Origin of the sequence: Nocardia sp. NPDC050712 (genome assembly GCF_040654295.1) — a bacterium.
In the GTDB taxonomy this organism is placed as follows: Bacteria; Actinomycetota; Actinomycetes; order Mycobacteriales; family Mycobacteriaceae; genus Nocardia.
The window spans coordinates 111832-136969 of record NZ_JBFAHT010000006.1 but is presented as its reverse complement, the minus strand read 5'-3'; the positions used below and the strand labels follow the sequence as shown (position 1 = coordinate 136969).

At 69.2% G+C, this 25138-nt stretch carries 21 protein-coding genes; 8 read left to right on the top strand and 13 right to left on the bottom strand.

Features of this window, described 5'->3' with window-relative positions; translation table 11 throughout:
* The first annotated feature begins 8 nt into the window (after positions 1-8).
* A complete protein-coding gene (locus tag AB0H76_RS36130; RefSeq protein WP_357331706.1) occupies positions 9-290 on the top strand; it encodes a metalloregulator ArsR/SmtB family transcription factor in 282 nt (93 codons plus the stop codon).
* 1 nt (position 291) lies between these two features.
* Complete coding sequence (locus AB0H76_RS36125) at positions 292-672, top strand: VOC family protein (RefSeq protein ID WP_357331705.1); 381 nt, start codon at positions 292-294, stop codon at positions 670-672.
* Here the strand turns inward: AB0H76_RS36125 and AB0H76_RS36120 are convergent.
* From AB0H76_RS36120 to AB0H76_RS36100, 5 genes are all read right to left on the bottom strand, one after another.
* On the bottom strand, positions 653-1291 hold the full coding sequence (locus AB0H76_RS36120) for a helix-turn-helix domain-containing protein (RefSeq protein ID WP_357331703.1): 639 nt from the start codon (positions 1289-1291) through the stop codon (positions 653-655). The genes AB0H76_RS36125 and AB0H76_RS36120 overlap by 20 nt on opposite strands.
* On the bottom strand, positions 1288-2649 hold the full coding sequence (gene hpnE, locus AB0H76_RS36115; protein WP_357331702.1) for a hydroxysqualene dehydroxylase HpnE: 1362 nt from the start codon (positions 2647-2649) through the stop codon (positions 1288-1290). The genes AB0H76_RS36120 and hpnE overlap by 4 nt, the downstream gene beginning before the upstream one ends.
* Before the next feature lie 67 nt (positions 2650-2716).
* Positions 2717-2899, bottom strand: coding sequence for a hypothetical protein (locus AB0H76_RS36110; RefSeq protein ID WP_357331700.1), 183 nt, complete (start codon positions 2897-2899; stop codon positions 2717-2719).
* A gap of 115 nt (positions 2900-3014) precedes the next feature.
* Positions 3015-3794, bottom strand: a complete 780-nt coding sequence (locus AB0H76_RS36105) for a DNA-formamidopyrimidine glycosylase family protein (protein ID WP_357331699.1) — start codon at positions 3792-3794, stop codon at positions 3015-3017.
* Positions 3795-3818: 24 nt separating this feature from the next.
* The gene (locus tag AB0H76_RS36100) at positions 3819-8546 is read right to left on the bottom strand and encodes an ATP-dependent helicase (protein ID WP_357331697.1); all 4728 of its coding nucleotides are present in this window, start codon (positions 8544-8546) and stop codon (positions 3819-3821) included.
* A 57-nt stretch (positions 8547-8603) separates the two neighbouring features.
* Between AB0H76_RS36100 and AB0H76_RS36095 the strand changes: the two genes are divergently transcribed.
* On the top strand, positions 8604-9149 hold the full coding sequence (locus AB0H76_RS36095) for a histidine phosphatase family protein (RefSeq protein ID WP_357331696.1): 546 nt from the start codon (positions 8604-8606) through the stop codon (positions 9147-9149).
* Here the strand turns inward: AB0H76_RS36095 and AB0H76_RS36090 are convergent.
* A complete protein-coding gene (locus AB0H76_RS36090) occupies positions 9137-9754 on the bottom strand; it encodes a TetR/AcrR family transcriptional regulator (RefSeq protein WP_357331694.1) in 618 nt (205 codons plus the stop codon). The genes AB0H76_RS36095 and AB0H76_RS36090 overlap by 13 nt on opposite strands.
* Before the next feature lie 67 nt (positions 9755-9821).
* On the opposite strand from AB0H76_RS36090, the gene AB0H76_RS36085 reads away from it, so the two are divergent.
* From AB0H76_RS36085 to AB0H76_RS36075, 3 genes are all read left to right on the top strand, one after another.
* Positions 9822-10766 (top strand): patatin-like phospholipase family protein, encoded by a 945-nt coding sequence (locus AB0H76_RS36085; protein ID WP_357331693.1) that lies wholly within the window; start codon positions 9822-9824, stop codon positions 10764-10766.
* Positions 10763-11605 carry an SDR family oxidoreductase gene (locus AB0H76_RS36080; RefSeq protein WP_357331691.1) on the top strand — a complete coding sequence of 281 codons (843 nt, stop codon included), beginning with the start codon at positions 10763-10765 and terminating at the stop codon, positions 11603-11605. The genes AB0H76_RS36085 and AB0H76_RS36080 overlap by 4 nt, the downstream gene beginning before the upstream one ends.
* 124 nt (positions 11606-11729) lie before the next feature.
* Positions 11730-13685 (top strand): GMC family oxidoreductase N-terminal domain-containing protein, encoded by a 1956-nt coding sequence (locus tag AB0H76_RS36075; protein WP_357331689.1) that lies wholly within the window; start codon positions 11730-11732, stop codon positions 13683-13685.
* 36 nt (positions 13686-13721) lie between these two features.
* Here AB0H76_RS36075 and AB0H76_RS36070 read toward each other — a convergent pair whose 3' ends face one another.
* The 7 genes from AB0H76_RS36070 to AB0H76_RS36040 form a co-directional block, all read right to left on the bottom strand.
* A complete protein-coding gene (locus AB0H76_RS36070; RefSeq protein ID WP_357331687.1) occupies positions 13722-14105 on the bottom strand; it encodes a DUF742 domain-containing protein in 384 nt (127 codons plus the stop codon).
* The gene (locus AB0H76_RS36065; protein ID WP_357331685.1) at positions 14102-16216 is read right to left on the bottom strand and encodes a nitrate- and nitrite sensing domain-containing protein; all 2115 of its coding nucleotides are present in this window, start codon (positions 16214-16216) and stop codon (positions 14102-14104) included. Before AB0H76_RS36065 ends, AB0H76_RS36070 begins: the two co-directional genes overlap by 4 nt.
* Positions 16217-16436: 220 nt before the next feature.
* On the bottom strand, positions 16437-16817 hold the full coding sequence (locus tag AB0H76_RS36060) for a DUF742 domain-containing protein (protein ID WP_357331683.1): 381 nt from the start codon (positions 16815-16817) through the stop codon (positions 16437-16439).
* Positions 16814-17239: a roadblock/LC7 domain-containing protein gene (locus AB0H76_RS36055; RefSeq protein ID WP_357331681.1), complete on the bottom strand. Its 426-nt coding sequence runs from the start codon at positions 17237-17239 to the stop codon at positions 16814-16816. Before AB0H76_RS36055 ends, AB0H76_RS36060 begins: the two co-directional genes overlap by 4 nt.
* The gene (locus tag AB0H76_RS36050) at positions 17236-19896 is read right to left on the bottom strand and encodes a nitrate- and nitrite sensing domain-containing protein (RefSeq protein WP_357331679.1); all 2661 of its coding nucleotides are present in this window, start codon (positions 19894-19896) and stop codon (positions 17236-17238) included. The genes AB0H76_RS36055 and AB0H76_RS36050 overlap by 4 nt, the downstream gene beginning before the upstream one ends.
* Positions 19897-19969: 73 nt before the next feature.
* Positions 19970-20482: a helix-turn-helix domain-containing protein gene (locus tag AB0H76_RS36045; RefSeq protein WP_357331677.1), complete on the bottom strand. Its 513-nt coding sequence runs from the start codon at positions 20480-20482 to the stop codon at positions 19970-19972.
* Positions 20479-22728 carry a molybdopterin-dependent oxidoreductase gene (locus tag AB0H76_RS36040; protein ID WP_357331675.1) on the bottom strand — a complete coding sequence of 750 codons (2250 nt, stop codon included), beginning with the start codon at positions 22726-22728 and terminating at the stop codon, positions 20479-20481. The genes AB0H76_RS36045 and AB0H76_RS36040 overlap by 4 nt, the downstream gene beginning before the upstream one ends.
* Positions 22729-22886: 158 nt before the next feature.
* Here AB0H76_RS36040 and AB0H76_RS36035 point away from each other — a divergent pair, with 158 nt between their 5' ends.
* Both AB0H76_RS36035 and AB0H76_RS36030 read left to right on the top strand, forming a co-directional pair.
* Positions 22887-23696 (top strand): NPCBM/NEW2 domain-containing protein, encoded by an 810-nt coding sequence (locus AB0H76_RS36035; protein WP_357331673.1) that lies wholly within the window; start codon positions 22887-22889, stop codon positions 23694-23696.
* Between the two features lie 51 nt (positions 23697-23747).
* A complete protein-coding gene (locus AB0H76_RS36030) occupies positions 23748-25133 on the top strand; it encodes a DUF6777 domain-containing protein (protein ID WP_357331671.1) in 1386 nt (461 codons plus the stop codon).
* The last annotated feature ends 5 nt before the right edge of the window (positions 25134-25138 follow it).

Sequence of the window (25138 nt, the reverse complement as noted above, 5' to 3'; positions counted from 1 at the left end):
GTGAAGCCGTGGGTGACGTATTCAAGGCGCTGGCCGACCCGACCCGGCGGGCGATTCTCGATGAATTGGCCGACCGGGACGGGCAGACCTTGTTCGAGCTGTGTACTCGCCTAACCATGAAACACGGCCTGAGCTCCTCGCGTCAGGCCATCTCGCAGCACCTCGACCTGCTCGCGGCCGCGGGTCTGGTGCGCACCACTCGCGAGGGTCGCTCCAAATTTCTCTATCTCGAGACGGCGCCGTTGCGCGGGCTCGCCGACCGCTGGCTCGGGACCAACGACAAGGATTGATATGCGCATCGCGGTTACCAGCGTCTTCGTCGACGATCAGGACAAAGCGCTGAAGTTCTACACCGAGAAGCTCGGCTTCCAGAAGAAGCACGACGTTCCCGTCGGGGAATTCAAGTGGCTGACGGTGGTGTCACCGGAGGCGCCGGACGGCATCGAGTTGCTGCTCGAACCCGACGAGAACCCGATCGCCAAGACCTACAAGACCGGGCTGCGCGAGGAAGGGATTCCTTGCATCCAGTTCGGTGTCGACGATGTGCGGGCCGAATTCGAGCGCCTGCGCGGGCTCGGCGTGCGGTTCACGCAGGAGCCGCTGGAAATGGGTGAGGTGACCACGGCGGTGCTCGACGACACCTGCGGCAACCTCATTCAGATCGCGGGCTGAGGCCGGCGGTCTCCACCGCGGTGGCCCAGCCGGTCAGCGAGCGGACATAGGACAGGAACAGCTCGTCGGGGTAGCGCTCGGGTTCGGCCAGGTGCAGCCGGGCCAGTTCCTCGATGGCGCACAGCATGATTCGCTCGGTGACGCCGTCCGGGTCGACGGTGACCCCGGCGAAACGGGACAGGTGCCGGGCGCCGATCTGGCGGGCGTAATTGCGGCCCAGTTCCAGGCGCTCGCGCAGGCCCGGCGGGCCGCCGTCGGGCGGGCTGAGCATGATCTGCCAGCTGGTCGGCGCGGCGTGCAGATAGGTGAGCATGCCGCGGGCGAGCGCGTCGACGCCGTCGATATCCAGGTCGACGCTGCTGACCCCGGCCAGCGCGATGCCCATCTCGCGGTCCAGCAGCGCGGTCAGCAGGCCGGACAGATCGGTGAACTGCTGATAGATCAGCGCCCGGGCGACATCGGATTCGCGCGCCACCCGTTCGATGGTGACCGCGGCGAACCCTTCCGCGGCGGCCATATCGCGTGCCACATCCAATAATTGGGCGCGCCGCTCGGCTGCCGGCATGCGCCGCTTACCGGACTTCTTGGCGGGCGCTGCCGTGGCGCGCTGCGTGGTCACGGCACAGACGGTAGCTCGAGCAGCAGCTCTACCGCCCGCGCTGCGCTCTGCACGGCGCTTTCCATCGTCGCGGACCAGTCGGTGGCGGTCCAATCACCGGCGAGCACCAGCGTCGGAACCGACGTGCGCTGGTCCGGCCGCAGTCCGTGCGTGCCCACCACCTGGGAAAAGGTGGCCTTCGGCATCGGAACCACCTGCGCCTGCACGATCTTCGCCTCGGCCGCGGCCGGGTAGTAGCGGCGCAGCAGCGCCATCTGTTCGGCGACGACCTCATCGTGACTCTTGTGGATCTGGTCGTAGGCGCCGCTGGTGGTCAGGCAGTACAGCCACGCCTTGTCGGTGCTGCGGCCGGTCATCCGCTGCCGGTCGAAGACCTCGTCGATCACGCCGGTGCCGCCGATCAGCGCCTCGAATTCGGACTCGGTGCCCAGCGGGCGATCCAGGTAGAGGTTGGTGCTCACGATCGGCGTGCAGCCGAGTTTCTGTGCGGCGGCGTAGATTTCGGCGTGCTCGGGCAGGTCGTCGAGCAGGCCGCCGACATTGGAGTTGGGCACCGCGCACACCACCGCGTCGGCGGGCAACGTGGTCCCGTCCGCCAGCGCGACCCCGGTAACGCGGCCGTCGGTGAGATGGATCCGCCGGGCCACCGCGCGATAGCGAACCTCGACGCCGTGCCGGGCGAAGACCTGCTTCGCGCCGGTGATGTAGAGCGTGTCCAGGTCGGTGGTGGGATAGCCGATGGTCACCGGCCTGCGGTGCTTCATGCCCAGCCGGATGCCGGTGGCGAGCACGTCGGCGAGCACCTTCGCCGACTCCTGCTGCACGGGCTCGGCGGCGACCCCGAGGGCGAGCCAATCCCACAGGGCCTCACGGGCTTTGGCGGGCATGCCGATCTCGTCGAACCACTGCTCGGAGGTGAGGTCGGCCAGGTGGGCGGGCTGGTGCAGGCACTGCCAGCCCAGGCGGGTGGTGGCCAGGGCGGCGCGCAGCCGATCCAGCACCGAGGAGTCGGGGTGCGCGCCGGTGAAGGTGCGCCAGGCGCTCGCTCCGGTGGTGCGCATGATGACCTTGCGGCCGTCCGGCCAGCGCAGGGTGGCCTGGTGCGGGAACGCGACGTACTCGCGGGTGCCTACGCTGTCCAGGTAGCGGAACAGGTGGTCGTAACCGGAGGCGATGACGTGCTGGCCGTTGTCGGGGAGGTCGTCGACGGCCTCGGCCTTCATCGCGTGCGTTCGCCCGCCCAGCCGCCCCCGGCGCTCCAGCAGCGTGACCTGCTTGCCGGCCTCGGCGAGCCAGACCGCGGACGCGAGCCCGGCCAGTCCGCCGCCGATGACCACGTATCGCCTCGGATCGCCCATGGCGCCACTCCCTCGTTGTAACTGACGAGTTGTAAGTTAAGTGGATCGCGCTGGGGCGTCAAGAGTTTCACATGCGGGAGCGGAACTCACCCTCGGTGATCGCGGGCCGGGGCACCTGCGAGCTACCGGGCGTGGGTGCGGTGTGCACCAGCAGATAGATGAAGACCACCGTGGCCACGATCGCGAGCACGGCGACGATCAGCTGTGCGGCGATCGCGAGGAGCCGGCTCACTGCCGAATACCGCACCATGTCGTCCTGCTCCTGCGCTGTCGAATTTCCTCGGGCACAGATGCTGTCGGGTCCCGAGGTCTCCGTGTTAGCAATACAGGGGCAAATTACATCGCGCGCGGTGGAAAATGCTGGATTACCCGGTCGGCTCGGGCTGGCAGCGCGGACAGAAGTAGATACCGCGTTCCCGCTGGGTGATGCGGTCGCCGGGATCGGAGTCGCCGAGCATGCGCACGACGAGGGTGGCGCCGCAGCGCGGGCAGGGCCGGCGCTGTTTGCCGTAGACCAGCATCCGCCGGGGCGGCTCGTGCGCCGACTTGCTCAGAATCCGCTGCGCCTCGTTGACGAGGGCGACCAGATCGGGAACCGCGGCGACGGGCGTGGCCGGGTGCACCTTGCGCAGGAAACAGACCTCGCTGCGGAAGATATTGCCGATGCCCGCGAGATTGCGCTGATCCAGCAGCGCCACCCCGATCGGCTGATCCGGATGTGACGACAGCCGCCGGACCGCCTCGGTGACATCCCAGTTCGGCCCGAGCAGATCCGGGCCCAGATGATCGATGACGGTGTGCTCCTCGGCGCGGGGCAGCACCTCCACCTTGCCCAGTGTGAAACCGACGGCCTCGGTGTCGTCGGTGGTGAGCACGACGCGGGCCTGCACCCGGGGGCGGGTCCAGCGCTCGCCGATGCAGTAGGTGCGCCAGATCCCCTCCATCTTCAGGTGGGTGTGGATGCTGGCCCGCGGGGTGCGGATGAACAGGTGTTTGCCGTAGCTGCCGACCTCCTCGATCAGCTCACCGGCCAGATCCACCGTGGCATATCGGGGGACCCGGAAGTCGCTGCGCACCAGGGTCTTTCCGGCCAGTGCCAGCCGCAGCCGGTGCGCGGCCAGGAAGATGGTGTCGCCTTCAGGCATGGCACGACCGTACTACCGGGGTGCTCACGGCTGACTCCGCAGCCGCAGGCCGCGCGGGGTGGCGGAGAAGCCCGCCTCGGTGAGGAAGCCGGCGAAGGTGTTGCCGTGCACCGTCTCGCCGTCGACCTTGTCGATGACCAGGGAGTCGACCTTGCGGGTGCGGACCAGACCGGCCAGCGCGGTGGCCGCCGCCTGCCGGGCGTCCGGATCCTCGGTGAACGTGAGCAGGGTCTTGCCGCCGCGTTCCAGATACAGGACCAGGTCGCCCTCGATCAACACCACCAGCGCGCCCGCCTTGCGGCCCGGCCGGTGCCCGCTCTCGCCGTCACCCTTGGGCCAGGCCAGCGCCGCGCCGTACGGGTTGGCCGGGTCGCAGGCGGCCAGTGCCAGGGCCTGGGGCGCACGCTGCCTGCCGTCGGCGGGACGGATGCGGTCGGTGTCGAAGGAGCGCAGCCGGTCGACCACGTCGGTGGTGGAGAACTGCGCACCGCCGAGCGAGTCGATGAAATAGCCGCGGCGGCAGCGCCCGCGATCCTCGAACTCGGTCAGGACGCGATACATCAGCGCGAAACCGCCGGGCACGCCCTCGTTCTGCACCGAGCCGCGGGTCAGCACGCCGTAGCGCTCCAGCAGCATGTCGGCCGTGGTGTGCGCGCGCACGGTGTTGTCCGAGACCCGCTCCGGCAGCAGGGACCAGCGCCCGGCGACCGCGGGCGGACCGGACCGGGTCGGCATGCTCTGCCGTGGCAGGTACGCCCGGCCCCGGGGAGCGCGGCGCGGCGTGCGATGCGCCGTGGTGGTGCGGGTCGTGCCGGATAGCAGGGCGCGGACCGGGGCGAAGGTATCGCCCGCGACGACACCGGCCCACACCAGCTCCCACAGTGTCGCGGCGACCTTGGTGTCGTCGAGCAAACCCGTGGCATCGGACAGCTGGCGGAAGAAGTACGCGCCGCCGCCTGGCAACACCGGGGGTAGACGGAGAGCTTCCGCCGAGCGCTCACCTGTGTCCGCTGACTTCGCTACCGGCTCGTCGAGCGCAACCGGCTCCCGGCCGGTGCGCTCCGGAGCTTCGGGAATCGGCGCCCATGCGGGCATCGACGCGCCCAGGGCGTTGAGCAGCCGCAGGTGGGTTTCGGTGAGCTCGATGTCATCCGGTGGCGTGAGTGTGAAGGGCGCCTGCTCGGCCAGATGGAGCGCGATCCAGCCGTCCTTGGAGGTGATGGAGCCGTGCCCGGACCAGATCACCTCACCGGTGGCCATCAGTTCGTCCAGCATCGCGGGGGAGTAGTCCCGCACCCGGGCGGGTAAGACGAGCGACTCCCAGGCCGACGCCGGAATCGGTACGCCGGCAAGCTGTTCCACCACGGTGGCGACACCGTCGACGCCACGCAACTCGCCGCTGCCGACGTGCTGCCAGGACGGCAGGAACCGTCCGTACGCGGTGGTCGCGACCGGCTCGACCTCGTGCCGCGCGGCGGCCAGTGAGCGCCGCCGCAGCCGCCGCAGCACCTGGGTGTCGCACCACTCCGAACCACTGGCGGCAGGCGTGAATTCGCCTTCCACCACGCGCTTCTCGCCGACCAGCCGGTGCAGCGCGGTGGCCGCGACGGCCGTGCCGAGCCCGAAGCGCTGGGCGACGGCCTCGGTGCTGAACGGGGCGTGCGTGCGCGCGTAGCGCCCCACCAGGTCGCCGAGTGGATCCGGGACCGGCTCGATGAAGGCGGCCGGTGTGCCGATCGGCAGCGGCACGCCCAGGGCGTCACGCAGCCGGGCGGCATCCTCGACCGCCACCCACCAGGTGCGACCGGCGAACGAAACCGCCAGCGCCCGCTTGGCTTTCAGCAATGCCGCGAACCACTCGTGATGCGCCCCGGCCGTCGCCGGGTCGATGCCCGTTGCCTGGTCGCCGGGCGCGCCATCCTCTTCGCCGGAAATTTCGCGGGCATCGAGAACACAGCGCGCCCCGACCTCCGCCGGTGTCAGCGGACCCAGCAGCCGGAGTAGATCCGCCAACCCCTCGGCATCCCGCGCCCGGCGTTCCGGGGTGAGCCGCTGGAGTTCCCGCTCGATCTCCTCGATGATGTCGGCGTCCAGCAGTTCCCGGAGCTCCACGCGGCCGAGGAGCTCGGCGAGCAGGCTGGAATCCAGGGACAGCGCGGCGGCGCGGCGTTCGGCCAGGGGGCTGTCGCCGTCGTACATGAACTGGCCGATGTAGTCGAACAGCAGCGCGTTGGCGAACGGCGACGGGGTGGCGGTCTCGACCTCGACCAGGCGCAGCTGGCGGCGGGCCACCCGGCCGAGCAGGTCACGCAGGGCGGGCAGATCGTAGACATCGCGCAGGCATTCGCGCACCGTCTCCAGCAGGATCGGGAAGTCGGGGAACTTGCGCGCCACATCCAGCAGCTGGGCCGAGCGCTGGCGCTGCTGCCACAGCGGAGCGCGCTTGCCCGGATCGCGGCGCGGCAGCAGCAGGGCGCGGGCCGCGCATTCCCGGAAGCGGGAGGCGAACAGCGAGGAGCCGCCGACCTGCTCGGTGACGATGTCGTCGATCTCGTCCGGCTCGAAGACGAACAGCTCGGCGCCGGGCGGGTCGTCGGTGGTGTCGGGTAGCCGCACCACGATGCCGTCGTCGGAGGCGTTGGGCGTGGCGTCCACCCCGAACCGCTCCTGCAGGCGCGCGCCGATCGCCAGTGCCCACGGCGCGTGCACGGGCAGCCCGTACGGCGAGTGCAGCACCAGCCGCCAGTCGCCGAGTTCGTCGCGGAAGCGCTCCACCACCAGGGTCTTGTCGGTGGGCAGATTGCCGGTCGCGGTGCGCTGTTCGTCCAGCAGCGCAAAGAGGTTCGCGGTCGCGTTGTCGTTCAGCCCGGCGGTGCGCACCAGTTCTTCGGCAGCCCCGCTGTCCCCCGATTTACCCGCCTTGCGGACGAATTCGCCCAGGGCCGCACCGAGTTCGGCCGGCCGGCCCAGACCGTCGCCGTGCCAGAACGGCAGCCGCCCCGGCTGGCCGAAGGCCGGTGTCACCAGCACGCGGTCGAAGGTGATCTCCTCGATCCGCCAGCTGGTGGCGCCGAGGGCGAAGACATCGCCGACCCGGGACTCGTAGACCATCTCCTCGTCGAGTTCGCCGACGCGGGAGTTCTTCTCACCCACCATGTACACCGCGAACATGCCGCGGTCGGGAATCGCGCCGCCGGAGGTGACCGCGAGCCGCTGCGCGCCGGGGCGACCGGTGAGCGTGCCCGCGTCCCGATCCCAGACCAATCGCGGCCGGAGCTCGGCGAATTCGTCGGACGGGTAACGCCCGGCCAGCAGATCCAGCACCGATTCGTAGGCCGAGCGGGGCAGCGCGGCGTAACTGCCGGTGCCGCGCACCGTGTCGAACCAGGTGTCGACATCGATCGGTTCCAGCGCGCAGGCGGCGACCGTCTGCTGCGCCAGGATGTCGAGCGGATGGGCCGGGATCTGCAAGGACTCGATCTGCCCGGTGAGCATGCGCTGGGCGGCGACGGCACAGTGGATGACATCGGTGCGGTGCTTGGGGAACAGCACGCCGCGCGAGATCTCCCCGACCTGGTGCCCGGCCCGGCCCACCCGCTGCAACCCGCTGGCCACCGACGGCGGCGCCTCGACCTGTACGACCAGATCCACCGCACCCATATCGATGCCGAGCTCGAGACTGGAGGTGGCGACCACGCAGCGCAGCCGCCCGCTCTTGAGATCGTCCTCGATGATCGCGCGCTGTTCCTTGCTCACCGAGCCGTGATGGGCGCGCGCCAGCAGCGGGCCCGCGCCGTGATTCACCTCGGTGGTCGGCCCGATCAGCGCGGGTGCGGGTTGCTGGGTGTCCACCGGTTCGCCGAGCCGCTCGGCGTAGGTCTCGTTCAGGCGGGCGGTCAGCCGTTCGGCCAGGCGGCGGGAGTTGGCGAACACGATCGAGGATTGATGCTCGAGCACCAGATCCACGATCGAGGCGTCGACATGCGGCCAGATCGACCCGGGCTGGTCGGAATCGCCGAGATCGGTCATGTCGGGTACGGGCACGCGCACCGAGAGATCGAAGGTCTTGGGCGCGGGCGGGTTCACGATGGTGATCGGCGCGTTGCCGACCAGGAACCGCCCGACCTCGGCCGGCGGCCGCACGGTCGCGGACAGCCCGACGCGCTGCGCGGGCCGCTCGGTCAACTGATCGAGCCGGGCCAGCGACAAGGCCAGATGCGCCCCGCGCTTGCCGCCCGCGATGGCGTGCACCTCGTCCACGATCACGGTGCCGACCGTGCGCAGCGTCTCGCGCGCCGCCGAGGTGAGCATGAGGAACAGCGACTCGGGGGTGGTGATCAGAATGTCGGGCGGGGTGCGCTGCATGGAACGCCGATCGGCGGGACTGGTGTCGCCGGAGCGCACCCCGACGGTGATCGCCGGCGGATCCAGCCCGAGCCGTTTCGCGGTCTGCGTGACCCCGACCAGCGGCGCCCGCAAATTTCGCTCCACGTCGACCGCGAGCGCTTTGAGGGGCGAAACGTAGAGCACCGAGGTGCCCTTGACCGGCTCCGAGCGCGCGGCCAGCTGATCGATCGCCCACAGAAAGGCCGACAGCGTCTTGCCCGAGCCGGTCGGCGCCACCACCAGCGTGTGTTCCCCCGCGGCGATGGCCTGCCACGCGCCGAGCTGGGCGGAGGTCGGCGCCGGGAAGGCGCCGTCGAACCACGTCTGCGTCGCCGCGGAGAACTTGGCGGTGGATAACGGGGCCATGTACCTCAGTTTGCACCCGGCCACCGACAGGTTACCGATGGCCGTACGCTTCCAGGCGTGCAAAAGGTGCTCAGACTCGACCTGGTCAGCCATGGCATGACCGAGGCGATGCGAAAGGCACGTTTTCCAGTCGATGAATCGCTGACCGAGGCCGGCCGCCGCGCCATCGCCGCCGTGACGCGATTGACGGCGGCGCGCGTGCTCACCGGACCGGAACGACGGGCGGTGGAAACCGCCGCGCTGATGGGCCTACCCGGGGAGGAGGACGACCGGCTACGCGATCTGGACGCCGGCGCCTGGCGCGGCGGCGAACTCATGTCGGTCCCGCAGGACGAGCTCTACGCCTGGCTCACCGATCCGAACTTCAAGGGCCACGGCGGCGAATCGGTCTGCGATGTGATCCAGCGCACCCGGTTCTGGATGGCCGAGATCGCCTCGGAGGGCATGTCCACCGTCGCGGTCACCCATCCGGCGGTGGTGCGCGCGGCCCTGCTCGTCACCCTGGACGCGCCGCCGAAATCGTTCTGGCGCATCGATATCCCGCCGGGCCACGTCACCCGCCTGCACTATCGCGGCGAGTGGACCCTGCACTACGCCGGCTGATCGGCCTGGGCCGGGGCGCCGAGGCTGACCAGCAGCCGCACGGCGTCGGTGATGAGCCGGGCCGAGATGGTGGGATCGATGGCGCGCTGGATACCGAGGCCGAGCCCGAGGCTCAGTACCGAGGTGGCCGCGTCCTCGGCCGGCATCGGCAGCTCGAGGCGCAGCGAATCGGCCAGGGTCTGGAGTTGCGCGGCAATGGCGCCGCGCACCGCACCGAGGCTGGAGACCAGTTCGGCCTGCAGTTCCGGATCATCGCGGGCGACGGTCGCGAACTCGAATTCGAGCATGGTCCAGCCGACGTCGCCGAGTGTGCGCTCGGCCCACTCCTGCAGCTTGACCAGTCGGTTCTCCAAGGTCTCGGCGGTGGAGATCAGGGCGGTCACCTCGCCGAACTTGGTTTCGTGGATCAGATCGAGGACTTCCAGGCACAGCTGTTTCTTGGTGCGGAAGTTGGAATACACCGCGCCCTTGGAATAGCCGGCCGCCTCGGCGACCCGCTCCAGGCTGGTGCGTGCGTAACCCTCGGTCAGGAACAGATCACGAGCCGTCGCGACCAGGTCGGCGCGGGTGCGTGCCTGGCTCTCGGTGCGGGTCAGTCGGGCCATGGGGTGATTCTACGTACTCCGAGATTCCAGATACCGTAGGTATTTGAATTCTGTTAGTGTCTGAGTCATGGGTACTGACAACGGGCCACAGCGACGTGGCCTGGCCATCGGCTGCGGCGGCACCATCGGGGCCGCCTGGATCGTCGCGGCGCTGGCCGCGGTGCGGGACGTATTGGACTGGGATCCGCGCGCGGCCGACGTCCTGATCGGCACCTCGGCGGGCGCGGAGTACGTGACCATGCTGGGCAGCGGCATCGCCGTCGACGAACTCGTCGCCATGCAGGAGGGCCGCGGCGCGAATCCGATTCTGGCCGAGCACATGCGCTCCGGTCCCGGCAAACTTCCGCCGCTGCCGAAGCCGCGCCTCGGCGCGCCGCTGCTGCCCCTGCGCGCACCGGCGGGTCAGCGGCTGCTCACCGCGGGCAGCGGTCTGCTGCCGGTCGGCGGCGGCGACGCGAGCTGGTTGCAGCGCTTGGCCGAGCGGCTCAATCCCGGCCGCACCTGGGTGCCGCATCCGGCGACCTGGCTGGTGAGCATGGATTACGCCACCGGGCAACGGGTTCCGTTCGGTGCGCCGGCCGCGCCCGAGGCCACGCTCGGTGCGGCGCTGCGCGCCTCGTGGGCGGTGCCGGGCTGGCTGCCGCCGGTGCCGATCGCCGGGCGGCGCTTCATCGACGGCGGCGCCGGATCGACCGCGTCCGTGGATCTTCTTGCGGGACAGGGGCTGGACGAGCTGGTGGTCCTCGCCCCGATGGCCTCGGCCGACCGGGTGCCCGCCACCAGCCCCGGCCACTTCCTGGAACGACAGCTGCGAAATCGTATGAGCGCCAAGCTGGCCGGTGAGATCGCCGAGCTGCGAGCCGCCGGCACCAAGGTGCTGCTGCTCGGCGCCACCCCCGCGGACCTCGCGGTCATGGGCCCCAACTTCATGGACGGCAGCCGCCGTCTGGACACCTTCCAGCACAGCCTGCGCAGCACCCGCTCCGCCCTCGAACAAGGAGAATTCGCATGAGGATCCTCGGCCACGCCTACCCCGCGATCGACCTGAAGCACGCCCGTGTGCTGATCACCGGCGGCGGCCGCGGCATCGGGCAGTCGACCGCGCGGTTGTTCGCCGACCGGGGCGCCGATGTCGTCATCGCCGATGTGGACACCGCCGCCGGTCAGGCCGCCGCGGCCGAAATCGGCGCCCGGGCCTACGAACTCGACGTGCGCGCCCGCGACCAGTGGGACAAGGTGGTGGCCGATCTCGGCGGCGTCGACATCCTGGTCAACAACGCGGGTGTGATGCCCGCCGGTCCCTTCCTGGAGGAGTCGGACTCGGTCGGGCACGCCACCATGGACATCAATGTGTGGGGCCTGATCCACGGCATGCGCGCGGTGGTGCCCGGCATGATCGAGCGCGGCCACGGCCACGTCGTGAATGTGGCCTCGCTGGCGGGCAAGATCCCGCTGCCCGGCCTGGCCGTCTACAACGCGAGCAAGTTCGCGGCCGTGGGTCTTTCCGCCGCAACGCGTTTGGAGTTCGCCGAGCACGGCGTCAGCGTCAGCGCGGTGCTGCCCTCGGCGGTGCGTACCCGCCTGTCCTCGGGCATGGCGCTCGGGAAGGGCCTGCCCACTGTGGATCCCGAAGATGTCGCGGCGGCGATCGTGGCCACCTGCGAGACCCGCAAAGCCGAAGTGGCCGTGCCGAATTACCTGGCTCCGATCGATGTGGCCCTGGCGGCCGCGCCGGAGCGGGCGGTGCGGCTGGTGCGCCGGCTCTTCGACGGCAATCGGGCGCTGCACCCGGCCGATGTCGAGACCCGCGCCAAGTATGAGGAGCAGGTGCGGTCCATCACCGAGAAGTGAGGCCATAATCTTTGAAATCTGTCGGCTGGCAGGATCCAACCAGCCCGAGTAGGGTCCCTGAACGGCGGCACTATGTGAGCCGCCATTCTGGTTCTTGTGCGACGCACTCGGTTTGGGAGAGACCATGGAACTTACGGCACGCCAGCGGGCGGCGCTGGAGCTGATCTGCGAGACCTTCGCTCCAGGCGACGGGCAGGGCCTGCCCTCCGCGGGCGAGCTCGGCGTGCCGGATGTAGTTCTGCAACTGCTCGACAGTAACCCACGACCGGAAGAGGGCAAGCAGCTCACAACCTTACTGGGCCTGTGGGATTCGCCGCTGCTGAGCCTGCTGATGGGCGGGGGGCTGCGGCGCTTCTCGGCGCGGACCCAAGCCGAGCGTGAGCAGTTCCTGTTGCGGCTCAGCGATTCCGGCATGGCGCCCAAGCGTGCCATCTTCCAGGCGCTCAAGCAGGCCTCGCTGCTCGGCTACTACGCCACGCCGGGCCCGCAGGGCCGGAATCCGCTGTGGCAGGCCATGGATTACCCCGGCCCGCCCGGAAAGCTGGAGACCGCCGCGAAACCCGCGCTCACGCCGCTGCGCTTCACCGAGAACACCGAACTCGACTGCGACGTGGTCATCGTCGGCTCGGGCGCGGGCGGCGGCACCGCGGCCGCGGTGCTGGCCGAGGCCGGACTGAATGTCGTTGTCCTGGAACGCGGCGAATACTACGACGACGCCGACTTCGGCGCCGGCGAGCTCGACGCGCTGGCCAATCTCTACGCCGCGGGTCCGGCCGCCACGGCCGAGGGCCAGCTCGGCCTGGTCGCGGGCAGCTGCCTGGGCGGCGGCACCGTCGTCAACTGGAGCACCTCGCTGCCCACCCCCGACTCGGTGCGCGCGGAGTGGGCGGCCTTGGGCGCCAAGCAGTTCGCCGAGGACGAGTACGGCGCGGCCCTGGATGTCGTGCAGCAGCGGCTGGGTGTCACCTCCGACAAGTCGCCGCTGTCCGGGCGCGACGGCGTGCTCGAACGCGGCCTGCAGAAGCTGGGCTGGGATCTGGGCACGTTGCCGCGCAATGTCTCCGATGCCTGCGAAGCCGCCGTCGAATGTGGGCGCTGCGGCTACGGCTGCCGATTGGGTGCGAAGCAGTCGGTCACCAAGACCTGGCTCGCCGACGCCGAGGCCGAGAGCGCGCGCCTGGTGGTCGGCGCCGACGTGCGCCGCATCGCGGTCACCAACGGCAAAGCCGAAGCCGTGCACGCGATCACCGCCTCGGGCGCCGAGCTGACCGTGCGCGCCCGCGCCGTGGTGGTGTCCGCGGGCGCCATCCAGACTCCCGCGCTGCTGCGCCGATCGGGCTTGCGCAACAAAAACATCGGCAATTACCTGCGCCTGCATCCGGCCTCGGTGGTGTTCGGCAGCTTCGACGAGGAGATCCGCCCGTGGGAGGGTGGCCTGCAGGCCCGAATCTCCCGCGAGCACAGCGATCTGGACAACGCGGGCTACGGCGTCATCTACGAAACCGGCCCGCTGCATCCGGGTCTGCTCCAGGGCTTCATGAACTGGCGTGGCGCCGCCGAGCATCGCGACACCATGCTGAAGCTGCGCAACAGCATGGCCGTCGGCGTCATCACCCGCGATCGGGACCACGGCAGCGTCACCGTCGACAAGAACGGTGAGGCGATCGTGAAGTACACGATGTCGGCCCGCGACGCCGCCCACATGCACGCCGGAATCAGCGGCGCCGCGGAGATTCTCGAGGCGGCCGGGGCGAGCAAGATCTTCAGCGGGCACCAGGCGGGCGTCTCCTACGAGCCCGGTGTGCGCGGCTCGCACGCGGAGTTCGCGGCTGCCGCGAAGGCCGCGGGTTACGGTCCCGGCCAGTGCAATATGGGCGCGCTGCACATCATGGGCTCGGCGCGCATGGGCGGCTCGGCGGACCTGTCGGCCACCGATCCCGACGGCGCCACCTGGGAGGTGCCCAACATCGTGGTCGCGGACGCGTCCAGCTTCCCGACCGCCTCCGGGGTGAACCCGATGGTGTCCATCGAGGCGATCGCGTACATGAACGCGAAACGCCTTGCGGCTCGCCTGAGTTGACGCGCGGGGGCTGGAGCGGCCACCGCTGTTCCAGCCCTACAGCGACTGAATGCCCTTCAGCAGCGCCCGCAGCATGGTGATGTCGCTGGTGCCGACACCGCCGCTGTCGGGTGTCGCCACCGGCGCCCGGAAATCCAGCACGCCGTCGCCTATCAGATCGCCCACGAGGATCTTCGTGGTCGTGATCGGCAGATGCAGATGCGCGGCGATTTCGGCTACCGACTGCGGAGTCCGGGCCAGGTGCTGGATCGCCGAGTATTCGGGTTCGTGGCGGCGCAGCCTGCCCATGGGCGAGGTGACAACCAGCGTGAGCATGTTGACGTCGGTGCGGGTACTGCCGGACCGGCCGCGGGTGAGCGCGAAAAGCCGGACGACGGGCCCGGCGTCGTCGTCGTACCAGGATTCGCGCGGATCGTTCATGAGGTCCCAGGATAGGTGTCGGTAGTGCGTTGCCGCCGTGGCAAACCGGGACGCTGGGTCAGCGCCGCCGACGAATCGGGTGCGGCGGTGATCCCGGCGGGCTGGGCGTAGGACCCGGCGGCGGGGTAGCTACCCAGCCCCTGGTAGCCCTGTGGGGGAGCGGCGGAGACCTCGGGCGCGGTGAGCTCGGCCGGAATCAGCACGACGGCCTTGATGCCACCGTAGTCCGAATCCGACAGCCGCACCGTGATGCCGTGCCGGACCGCCAGTTTGGCGACCACGAACAGGCCGAGCCGGGCGTCGCCGGACAGGGCCGCGACGCTGAAGTCCGGCGGATCGGCCAGTACCGCGTTGCGCTCGGCGAGTTCCTCGGCCGACATGCCGAGGCCCTGATCGGAGATCTCCAAGGCCGCGCCGCGGCCGACCAGATTGCCGGTGATCTCGACCCGGGACTCCGGCGGCGAGTACGCGGTGGCGTTGTCGGCGAGCTCGGCGAGCAGGTGGATGACGTCGGCCACCGCGGCACCGGTCACCTGGGTGTCGGGCAGGCGCCCGATGTGGATGCGGGTGTAGTCCTGGCTCTCGGCGACCGCGCCGCGGATCACGTCGATCAGCGGCACGGGGTTGCGCCAGCGCCGGCCGGGCTGTTCGCCGCCGAGGATGATCAGGTTCTCGGCGTTGCGGCGGGCACGGGTGGCCAGGTGGTCGAGTTCGAAGAGCAGGTCCAGGCGCTCGGGGGTCTCCTCCTCGCGTTCGGCCTTGTCGAGCAGGCCGAGCTGGCGGTGCACCACGACCTGGCTGCGATGCGCGATATTGAGGAAGACGGCGTTGACGCCGGCCCGGGTCTGGGATTCGGCGACCGCGGCCGCGACGGCGGCGCCGTGCGCGCGGTTGAAAGCGTCGGCGACCTGGCCGATTTCGTCGGTGCCGTAATCGAGCTTGGCGATCTCGTCGTCCGCGACCGATTTGCCGCTGCTGAGCTGGCGGATGGTTTCCGGCAGTCGCTCGTCGGCCAGCTCCAGGGTGTCGCGGCGCAGCCGCTTCATCCGGCCGATGAACCGGTTGGCCAGCAGCGAGGCCGCGAGGAACGCGAGCAGCGCGAGCGAGAAGATGCCCGCGCCACCGAGAATCGAGTTCTTGGAGATGCGGTTACCCGCGTTCGTCGCGGTGACGTGCGCGTCCGCGCTCTGGTCCTCCCAGAGCTGCAGCAGGTCCGTGCGCACCTTGCCCGCGACGCCCTGCCATTCGGTGACGCCCATGGGCAGCTCGATGTCGCTGGCCTTGCGGTTGTCCGGGGCGGGGATGGGCCCGCGCTGCAGCAGCGCGTCCTCCATCGCGATCACGCCCTGCCATTCCGGGCCGCTGGTGATCCGCTTCCACTGTTCGAGCCGGACACCGGTCAGCACCGAGCCGACGTAGGCGATCTCGCCGCGGCCGTCGCCGATGTAGCCGCTCAGCTCCGAGAGCGTCTCCGGTGAGAGCTGTTCGGTGAGCACCGAGACCGAGCCCAGGCTGCTGGTCCGCGAGACCGCCTCGGCGGCGCGCAGGGCGTGCACGGCCTTGTACAGCTCCACCGCGACCCGGGCATCCGGCGCGACCTCGGCCGCCAGCAGCGAGGCGAGCGTGATGACCTGGATGATCTGGCTGAACACCGCGAAGACCTGCGGCGCGGGCAGGGCCCGGGCATCGATGCCCGCGCGCAGCCCGGGCAGTTGCTTGTACAGCTCGTTGTAGCCGTCGATGTCGGTGGCCAGGTCCGGTCGCAGCTCGGAGACCGCTTCGCCCTGGGCGGCGACGGCCGCCAGCGACAGGTCCGATTGCTTGCGCGAGGCCGGCAGGTTGGGTGCGGCGGAGTTGTCGCCCGCCAGGTGCAGCAGCGAGATCCGGCGTTCCTCCTGGAAGGCCTCCACCATCATGATCGCCGGAGCGGTTGTGCCGCTGGCCAATTCGGCGAACCGGTTGGCTTTGCGGCCGTCCTTGACCAGGTACGTGGCGCCGCCGATGCCGGTGGCGAGCAGCGCGAGGCTCGGAATGAGCACGATCGCGAGCAGCCGGGTGCGGACGCCGAACGTGCGCGAGGAACCAATGCGGGGGAATTTGCTACGGATCACCGATGTACTTGCCTACTTCTGGGCACGCAGGCCCCCTCGCTAGTGAGTCGTGAACACCTAATCACTGAATATGCACTCATGCAACAGTTTCCGGGCTCACGTAACCTGGATGTTCGCCCAAGAACGGGCAGTTCACCGGCGAATTCGCCGATCTTGTAGCACCTTTCGATGACATTCAAGCCATCGAAACCTTAGGGGAATGTTAAGTAACTTCGTAGCGCTACAGGGCTCGAATTCCCGCCAATAGCGCCCGCAGCATGCCGATATCGCCGGTGCCGACGCCGCTCTCGGCGGTCGCGACCGGCGCCCGGAAGTCCAGGACCCCGTCGCCGATCAGGTCGCCCACCAAGATCTTGGTGGTGGTGATGGGCAGGCGCAATTGCGCGGCGAGTTCGGCCACCGACTGCGGCTGCCGGGCCAGGCGCACGATCGCCGCGTATTCCGGCTCGTGCCGGCGCAGTACGCCGAAGTCGGACGTGACCACCAGCGTGAGCATGTCGATATCGGTACGGCGGGTTTCGGATCGGCCGCGGGTGACCGCGAACAACCGGACGACAGGTCCGGCTTCATCGTCGTACCAGGACTCACGCGGGTTGTTCATGGCTGCACAGAACTCACTTGATCTAGGGACTGCGGGCGCGGGTCGACCGACAGGTGGCTGCCCACCCGCTGCACGGTCTGGTTCATCTCGTAGGCCACCATGCCCAGATTGGCGGTCTCCGAGGTCAGCACCGCCAGGCAGGCGTTGGCGCCGGCCGCGGTGATGAACAGCACGGCCCGGTCCAGCTCCACCACGGTCTGGCAGACACCACCGGCGTTGAAATGGGTTCCGGCGCTGCGTGCTACGCCGTGCAGCGTGGAGGCCATGGCGCAGAACCGCTCGGCGTCGGAGCGCTCCATCTGGCTGCTCTTGCCGAGCAGCAGCCCGTCGGTGGACAGCACGACGGCATCCCGGATATCGGGCAACCGCTGCAAGAGGTCGTCGAGTAACCAGTCGAGATTGCGTGACACGGAAATCGTCACCACCGCCCTTCGTGGACATCGGGATTGCTGGGGGTCTGGTCGGTCTCGACCCGGTTCATGCGCCCCTGCCGGGTGCCCTTCTCGATGGCGGACATCAGGTTTCGCGCTTCGTCGGCCGAGCGCTGGCGCGGCGTCGGCGCGGGGTCGGGCAGGGTTTCGACCGGCTTGGCGTCGGGACCGGTGGTGCGACGCCGCCGGGGCAGGTCCGGCTTCTGGTGGCGCCCCGTGGTTTCCGCCGGATTCTCGACGGCGGGCAGATCGAGGCCGGTGGTTTCGGCATTGGCCGGACGGCCGGAACTCGTCGGCTGCCCGTAGCTTTCGGTGCGCCGCGGGCTTTCGGCCGGACGGGCGCTCTCGGCCGGCCGTGCGCTGTGCGACTGCCCGAAACTCGTGGGCTGGCTGAAACTCGGTGCCGGGTCCTCGCCGAAGCCGGCCGACGAGCCGGAATTCGGGGTGCGGTGCCGGCTTTCGGGCTGCTCGAAGGAGCTGCCCTGTCCGTAGACCTCGGAGCGGGCGAGCCCGCTGGTCCGGACCGGGATCTCGCCGCCGCCGATCACGCCGCCGGTGGCGAAGCCGTCGAAGCTGCCCGCGGCCGTGCCGACAGCGGCCACCTGGCCGGTGAGCGCGTATTCGGCGCCGCCGGTCAGGGCCGGACGGCTCGCGCTCGGACCGGGCTCGAGCTCGCTGGTGGTCAGCGCCACCGGGATCAGCACGATCGCCTTCACGCCGCCGTAATCGGACTCCGCGAGCCGCACCGAAATGCCGTGGCGCACGGCCAGTTTGGCGACCACGAACAGGCCGAGCCGGGCATCGCTGGACAGTGCCGCGACGCTGAAGTCCGGCGGATTGGCCAGCAGGGTGTTGCGTTCGCCGAACTCCTCGACGGACATGCCGAGCCCCTGATCGGAGATCTCGACCGCGACGCCCTTGCCGACCAGGTTGCCGGTGATCTCGACCTTGGCTTCCGGCGGCGAGTACGCGGTGGCGTTGTCGGCCAGCTCGGCGAGCAGGTGGATCATGTCGGCTACGGCGCCGCCGGCGATCTGCGTGGTGGGCGGCAGCTGGCCGATCTGAATTCGGGTGTAGTCCAGGCTTTCCGCGACCGCGCCGCGGATCACATCGACCAGCGGGATCGGGTTGCGCCACTTGCGGCCCGGCTGCTCGCCGCCGAGGATGATCAGGTTCTCGGCGTTGCGGCGGGCACGGGTGGCCAGGTGGTCGAGCTGGAACAGCAGGTCCAGGCGTTCCGGATTCTCTTCCTCGCGCTCGGCCTTGTCGAGCAGCACCAGCTGGCGGTGCACCACGACCTGGCTGCGATGCGCGATATTGAGGAACACCGCGTTCACGCCGGCGCGGGTCTTGGATTCGGCCACCGCGGCGGACACGGCGGAGCGGTGCGCGCGGTTGAACGCGTCGGCGACCTGGCCGATCTCGTCGGCGCCGTACTCCAGCCGGGCGACCTCGCCGACCTCTTCGACGTCCTTGCCGCTGCTGAGCTGGCGGATGGTCTCGGGTAGTCGCTCGTCGGCGAGCTCGAGGGTGTCGCGGCGTAGTCGCTTCATCCGGCCGATGAACCGGTTGGCCAGCAGCAGCGCCGCGACGAACGCGATCAGGGTGACGGCCAGGACGGCCGCGCCGCCCAGCAGCGACCGCTTGGCCAGCCGATCGCCCAGGGCCTGCGCGTCGACGTTGGCGTCGGTCGCCTGGTCCACCCACACCTTGAGCAGTCCGACGCGCACCTGGCCCGCGACCTGCTGCCACTCGGCGACATCCATCGGCAGGGCGGCGGGTTCGGTCTTGGTGCTGCGGCTGCGCGAGGTTGTCTCGGTCTCCGCGGTCACCGGACCGCGTTGCACCAGCGCGTCTTCCATCGCCGCGTTGCGCAGCCAGTCCGGGCCGGTGATGATCGCCTTGAGCTGCTCCTGCCGGGAACCGGTCAGCACCGAGCTCAGGTAGGCGACCTCACCGCGGGCGTCACCGATGTAGCGCGCCAGCTCCGGGATCTGCGCGGCGGGCAGCTGATCGGTGAGAATCGCGGTCGAGCCGAGGCTGGTGGTGCGCGCGATGGCTTCCGCGGCGCGCAGCGCGTGCGTCGACTTGTACAGCTCCACCGCGACTTTCGCGTCGGGGGCGACATCGGCGGCGATCAGCATCGCCATCGAGAGCGTGTCGATGATCTTGTTGTAGGCGCCGAAGGCGACCGGCGACGGCACGGCCCGCAGGTCGATGCCGCCGCGCAACTGCGGCAGCTTCTGGAACAGCTGGTGGTAGCCGTCGAGGTCGTCCTTGGTGTCGGGGCGCAGCTTGCGCGCGTCGTCCGCGATGGCCTGCACCGCCACCAGCGCCGCGTCGGACTGCTTGCGCGCCGCGGGCAGGTTGGCCATGGCCATCGGGTCGCCGGCCAGATGCAGCATCGAGATTCGCCGCTCCTCCTGGAAGGCCTGCACCATCAGCACCGACGGACCACCGGTCGAGTTGGCCAGCTGTGCCCACTCGTTCGCCTTCTGGCCACTGCGCACCAGGTAGACGGCGCCGCCGATACCGGTGGCCAGCAGGGCGATACTCGGAATGAGCACAATGGCCAGCAGCCGGGTGCGGACACCGACGGTCCGGCTCAGGTGCGCCGGGGATATGCGGGGGAATCTACTACCGATCACCGAATGTCTTGCCTACTCCCGGGCATGCGTTGCCCCATCACCAGTGGTTCAAGCAAACTAAATCACTGAAAGATCACGGCTGCAACATGGCCGGGTCGTCGAATCGGCCGGTGGCGAGCGCGCTTTCGCGGTGCCGGTCCGGAAAGCCGGGGCCGAGCCGAGCCGAGATCTCGGCATGCCGCAGGGGCTCGCGGCAGTGCGCGCAGACCACCTCGGCATGCGTGTCGTGATCACAGGTTTCGTGGTGCAGCAGTACCGGGGGACCGTCCGGGGCCAGCCAGCGATCGCCCCAGCGCATCATCGCGGCGATCACCGGAAAGAAGTCGCGGCCCTGCTCGGTGAGCTGGTACTCGTAGCGCGGCGGCCGGTCCTGGTACTGGACCCGGGCCATCAGGCCCTCCTCGGTGAGGCGGGTCAGGCGCTGGGTCAGCACATTCCGGCTGAGCCCGAGGACCCGCTCGAACTCGTCGAAACGGCGTGCGCCGTAGAAGGCCTCGCGCAGCACCAGGGGCGTCCACCAGTCGCCGATGAGGTCCACCGTGCGGGCCACGGTGCACGGCCAGCCGGCGAAAGTCGTGCGTTTCATGCGTTCACGGTATCCAGCCGTGCTGGGACGTACTTGTGCCACGGCGTGCCGGCCCACTCGTCGCGGGAGTCGAATTCGGTCAGCTCGTTGGGCGCGACGCCGGTGGTGACGGTGGTGCCGTCGGCATCGGTGACCGAGAGGCCGAAACCGTTGGGCAGCGACAGATGACCCGGGCGCATCCGATCGGTGGGTTCCACGGGGACCTCGGTGCTGCCGCGCCGGGTGGTGACGCGGACCAGATCGCCGGGGTGCAAGCCGAGGCGCTCGGCATCGGTGCTGCTCATGCGCAGCGTGCCGGCGCCGTCTCGCTTGCGCCAGGCCGGATCCCGCACGATGGTGTTGGCGGTGAACGCGCGGCGTTCACCCGCCGAGAGGACGAACGGCCACTCGCCGGGCTCGTCCGCCGGCTCCGGGAGGGTCGCCACGACCTCGAGCAGGTCGCCCAGGTGCAGCTGGATCTTGTTGTCGCGCAACCGGCTCCAGGTCACCTCGTAGTCGTCCTCGGTGATCACTATGCCGTGCTTACCGGCCAGGATGGCGTCGAACAGGCGCTCACCGGCCGCCAATCCCGTTCCGTACCCGGCGCGTTCGACGCTCTCGGGGAACTTGCGGACCAGGTTGTAGGCCGCCGCCCACAGCAGCGCGGCGGCCGCGGCGCCCTCGGGCAGGGTCGGGCCCAGCGTCCGATACAGCAGCACCGGCGCGAGTTTCGACTTGCGCGGATCGGCGAGGATGCCGAGGAAGGTCATGGCGAAGGCTTCCCGGCCCTGGGCCAGCGCGGCCCGCAGCGGCGCGTAGTCGTCCTCGCTCAGCACACCGGCCGCCTCGACCAGGCGGGCATGGATCTCCGGCTCGGGAAGCACACCCGCCGGTGCGGGCAGGACCGGGTGCCGCAGATGGAAGATATTGCGCGGGAAGTCGAAATTGAAGAAGGTCGCCTCGTACTTCTCGAACTGGGTGGCCGCCGGCAGCACGTAGTCGGCCAGCCGCGCGGTCTCGGTCATCGCCACGTCGACGACCACCACCAGTTCCAGGGCTTGCAGCGCCGCGCGCATCCGCGCCGAATCCGCCAGCGAGTGCACGGGATTGCTGCTCTCGACGAACATCGCGCGATAGCGGGCGGGGTGTTCGGTGAGGATTTCCTCGGTGATCACAGTGCACGGGACCAGGCCGCTGATGATCGGCGCGCCCGCGACCGGACTCCGGGGGCCTTCGCCCGCCGGGTGCCCGCGATCGTGGCCGAGCGCCGCCATGCCGGTGAACGCGTACTGGGTACCGGGTTTGCCGAGGTTCCCCGTGAGCAGCCAGACCAGCTTCTCGACGTAGCTGACCACGGTCGAGTACCGATTCATCTGCACGCCCAGGTCTTCCAGCGCCGCCACCGATGCCGCGGCGCCCAGCCGGTGCGTCGCCGCCGTGACCAGTTCCAGGTCGACATCGGCGATGCCGCAGTACTTCTCGATCGGCACCGCGCGCAGTACCGTGAGCACCTCCTCGACGCCCATGGCGTGCTCGGCCAGCCAGTGCTCGTCGATCAAGTTGTCGCGCACCAGGATCGCGGCCATCGCCGACAGCAGGTAGACATCGGTGCCGGGCCGCAGTTGCAGGTGGAAGTCGGCGAGTTCCGCGGTCTCGGTACGCACCGGATCCAGCACGATCATCGACCGGCCCGGATCCTTGGCGATCTCCTTCAGCACCGTGCGCGCCCGCGGAAACCCGTGCGACTGATAGGGATTCTTGCCGATGAAGAACGCCACCTCGGCGTGCTCGACATCGGCCCGCATCGGATGCCCCGCCATCCGCGCGCCCACCCAGAAGTCGCCGGTCTTCTCCTGCGCCAGCGCACTGGACCGGTACTTCATCCCGAACGCCGCCATGGTGGCCGGCGCGTAGGCCCCACCGAGGTGATTCCCTTGCCCGCCACCGCCGTAATAGAAGATCGACTCCCCGCCGTACCGCAGCCCGATCTCTTGCATCCGCGCGGCGATCTCGGAAATCGCGGTCTCCCAATCGATTTCCTCGAATTCCCCATCCGCCCGCCGCCGCAGCGGCGCCGTCACCCGCCCCGTGCGCCCGTTCTGATAGTGATCGAGCCGCAGCGCCTTGTTGCACGTATACCCCGCCGAAGCCGGATGCAGCTTGTCCCCCCGAATCTTCTCGAAGGACCGCCCATCCGCCCCCAGCAGCACCTGAATGCCGCAATTGCACTCGCACAGGATGCACGCCGTCGGCTGCCACTCCGTCATGCGACGAGCGTAGGCGAGTAAGTTCACTAGCGCTACTAACTCGCGGAAACTGGCCGGATGTCGACCAAGCACTCCGTACGGCCTCGGACAACTCCGATCGGTCTCGGGAGGCTGGTTTCGGTGCCGGAATGACACAGCGGGGTCCATAATCCTGAGCGGTGGCGGACCCGCTCGCTCGGTACGCACTGATCGAATTCGTATCGGCCTACAGACGGATGGGCGTCGCAGTGAGCATGAATCCGGATCGGAAGCCGGGGAAGCGAGAATATCGGGCGCGCGCGGACCACGGTAAGGGACTGCAGTTCGGCGAAGATGGTACGCAGATCAACCATTTTCACGAGCCGAACAAGGCGCCGGCCGTGCTGATCGCAGTGTTGTTTTTGCTGGTCGCCGGTGGTGCGGCCGTCGTGCTCCTGGCCGATCGCGGCACTGATGGCACGGCCGCCTCGAAAGGTGATCTTTCCCAACCGGTTCCGGTGGGTTCGCCGATCGCTCCGACGACGCCCGCGGTCACGACGGCGAAAAGCACTACGCCTGCCGCCATCTGGTACGACTTGACGAAATATCGGGCCGTGATCTGGAACAACGGCTTCGACCCCGTGGACCCGGTGCGAATCGGGGCGGCCTCGTATCCGGCCGGAATCGTCGGTAGTTATCAGTCCAGTTCCACTGACCAGAACGACAAAGCGGTGTGGGCGCTCGGCGGCCGATGCACGAGCTTCGAGGCGTCCGTGGGTAAGAACACGGATTCTTCCGGTGGCGGCACCGGGCGTTTCGTGGTGATCGGTGACGACCGTGAGCTCTTTTCGGCCGAGGTGGGTCCCAACGACCCGGCGGCAGAGGTGCGGGTGGACATCACCGGAGTGATCCGGCTGACGCTGTTCGACACTCGTCGCCTCCAAGACGCGACCAATGCGTGGGGCAGACCACGGGTGTTGTGCGCGACCGCTCCAGGCACCCCGCGTTGACCGAGTTCTCGTGCAGCACTATGGCAATTCGCATCGAACCGGGGAACCCAGGTGAGCAACGAAATCGACCCGCAAGGCTCTGAGCCCGGCTATGCGACAGACGTAAAACGTTCCGACGGTGTCCTGGTCGGTGCGGGGGTCCAGTTCAATCTCTTCCAGCGCGACGCGGACTCCGGCCTGAAGCTCACCTGGCTCGGGCTCCTCGCCGCTGTCGTCGTAGTGCTGCTCGCTGCCTCCAGCGTGTTCGCGGCGTCCATCGCGCTGACGTCCACCGACGAATCGCTCGGGCCTCCAGAGGTTCTGCTGGAGCCGAACGATCTGCAGGGCGCCAATCCGTTCATGCCGGCGCCGCCCACGGTGTACCGACCGGCAGACGGTATGCCGGCGATCGAGCTGCCCAGCACGACCGGATCCGCTGCCGCCAAGCCATATTCGGGAGATCTGGCCGGGTTGTATGCCGCGCCGAGGGACCAGGCGCTGACCGACCGGGATGAAATGAGCGCCTTCTACAGTGCGAATCCGGAGCAAGCTCGTCGCGTGGCCACCGCGCTCAGCGCCGATTCGTCCCTCGCCTGGTCGGGTGGCAGGCAGCTCTCGGGATCGGATCTGGCGCGGTTCTTGCGGGAGTTGACACCGGCGCTGCTGCGGATCGATCTACGCGTGACCAACTATGCGCTCGTGGAAGGCAATTCGGTGGCACACCAGTCGATCCTGCAGGCGGGCACCGCGGTTCTGGTCGACGCTCGCGGGGTGCCGCGGTTTCGCACTCTCAGCGGATCGCCCTTGACGTTGCCGGCAGCGCTGCCGCATTCGCCGGTATTCACCGGAGCGCCGTGGGCGGGCTTCGAGGCGAAGAAAGTGGGAGCCGTGTCACCGTGTGCCACGGCACTGAGCCGAATCACCCTGATCGACACCGCGACCGGGCTCCCCTTCGACCGGCCGGTCGGGACCGTCGGCGCCGACGATGCCGACCACGTGCAGTGGTCCAGCACCGGCACCTCATCGCCCACGTCGAACCCGCCCGCGCCCAGTACCCGGACACCGGCCATGACCTCCCGGCCCAGCGCGCCGGCCGGCCCCCTGGACCTCTCGGGAGTGTGGGTCCTGCAAAGCTCGTCGCCCACCGGCGGCGGCACCACCATCCTCGGAACGATGCGTCGGACTCCCGGGGGATTCACCTTCCATAAGGAGGAGACCGTCTCGGGTGCGTTTTTCTCCTGGGATTGCAGTCTGCCGGATCGGATGGGCGAATCGGTGACGATGGACTGTCGTAACAGCGGGACGATCGACGGGAAGACCTACGCCACCGACTGGGGTGGCAGCGGCCGGCTGGTGATCGTTCCGTGGGGTGCCGTCACGAAGTTCCGATTCGACGGCACGAGCAGTCCCACAACCGCGGGTTGGGAGCAGTTCACAGTAACGATCGCGCCGCAGTAGGACGC

Bases quoted from the DNA above. Each gene is read 5' to 3' on its own strand.
- AB0H76_RS36085 (WP_357331693.1), top strand. From the start codon at position 9,822: ATGGGTACTGACAACGGGCCACAGCGACGTGGCCTGGCCATCGGCTGC.
- AB0H76_RS36090 (WP_357331694.1), bottom strand. From the start codon at position 9,754: ATGGCCCGACTGACCCGCACCGAGAGCCAGGCACGCACCCGCGCCGAC.
- hpnE (WP_357331702.1), bottom strand. From the start codon at position 2,649: ATGGGCGATCCGAGGCGATACGTGGTCATCGGCGGCGGACTGGCCGGG.
- AB0H76_RS36060 (WP_357331683.1), bottom strand. From the start codon at position 16,817: ATGAACAACCCGCGTGAGTCCTGGTACGACGATGAAGCCGGACCTGTC.
- AB0H76_RS36125 (WP_357331705.1), top strand. From the start codon at position 292: ATGCGCATCGCGGTTACCAGCGTCTTCGTCGACGATCAGGACAAAGCG.
- AB0H76_RS36080 (WP_357331691.1), top strand. From the start codon at position 10,763: ATGAGGATCCTCGGCCACGCCTACCCCGCGATCGACCTGAAGCACGCC.
- AB0H76_RS36110 (WP_357331700.1), bottom strand. From the start codon at position 2,899: ATGGTGCGGTATTCGGCAGTGAGCCGGCTCCTCGCGATCGCCGCACAG.
- AB0H76_RS36070 (WP_357331687.1), bottom strand. From the start codon at position 14,105: ATGAACGATCCGCGCGAATCCTGGTACGACGACGACGCCGGGCCCGTC.
- AB0H76_RS36040 (WP_357331675.1), bottom strand. From the start codon at position 22,728: ATGACGGAGTGGCAGCCGACGGCGTGCATCCTGTGCGAGTGCAATTGC.
- AB0H76_RS36045 (WP_357331677.1), bottom strand. From the start codon at position 20,482: ATGAAACGCACGACTTTCGCCGGCTGGCCGTGCACCGTGGCCCGCACG.
- AB0H76_RS36105 (WP_357331699.1), bottom strand. From the start codon at position 3,794: ATGCCTGAAGGCGACACCATCTTCCTGGCCGCGCACCGGCTGCGGCTG.
- AB0H76_RS36075 (WP_357331689.1), top strand. From the start codon at position 11,730: ATGGAACTTACGGCACGCCAGCGGGCGGCGCTGGAGCTGATCTGCGAG.
- AB0H76_RS36100 (WP_357331697.1), bottom strand. From the start codon at position 8,546: ATGGCCCCGTTATCCACCGCCAAGTTCTCCGCGGCGACGCAGACGTGG.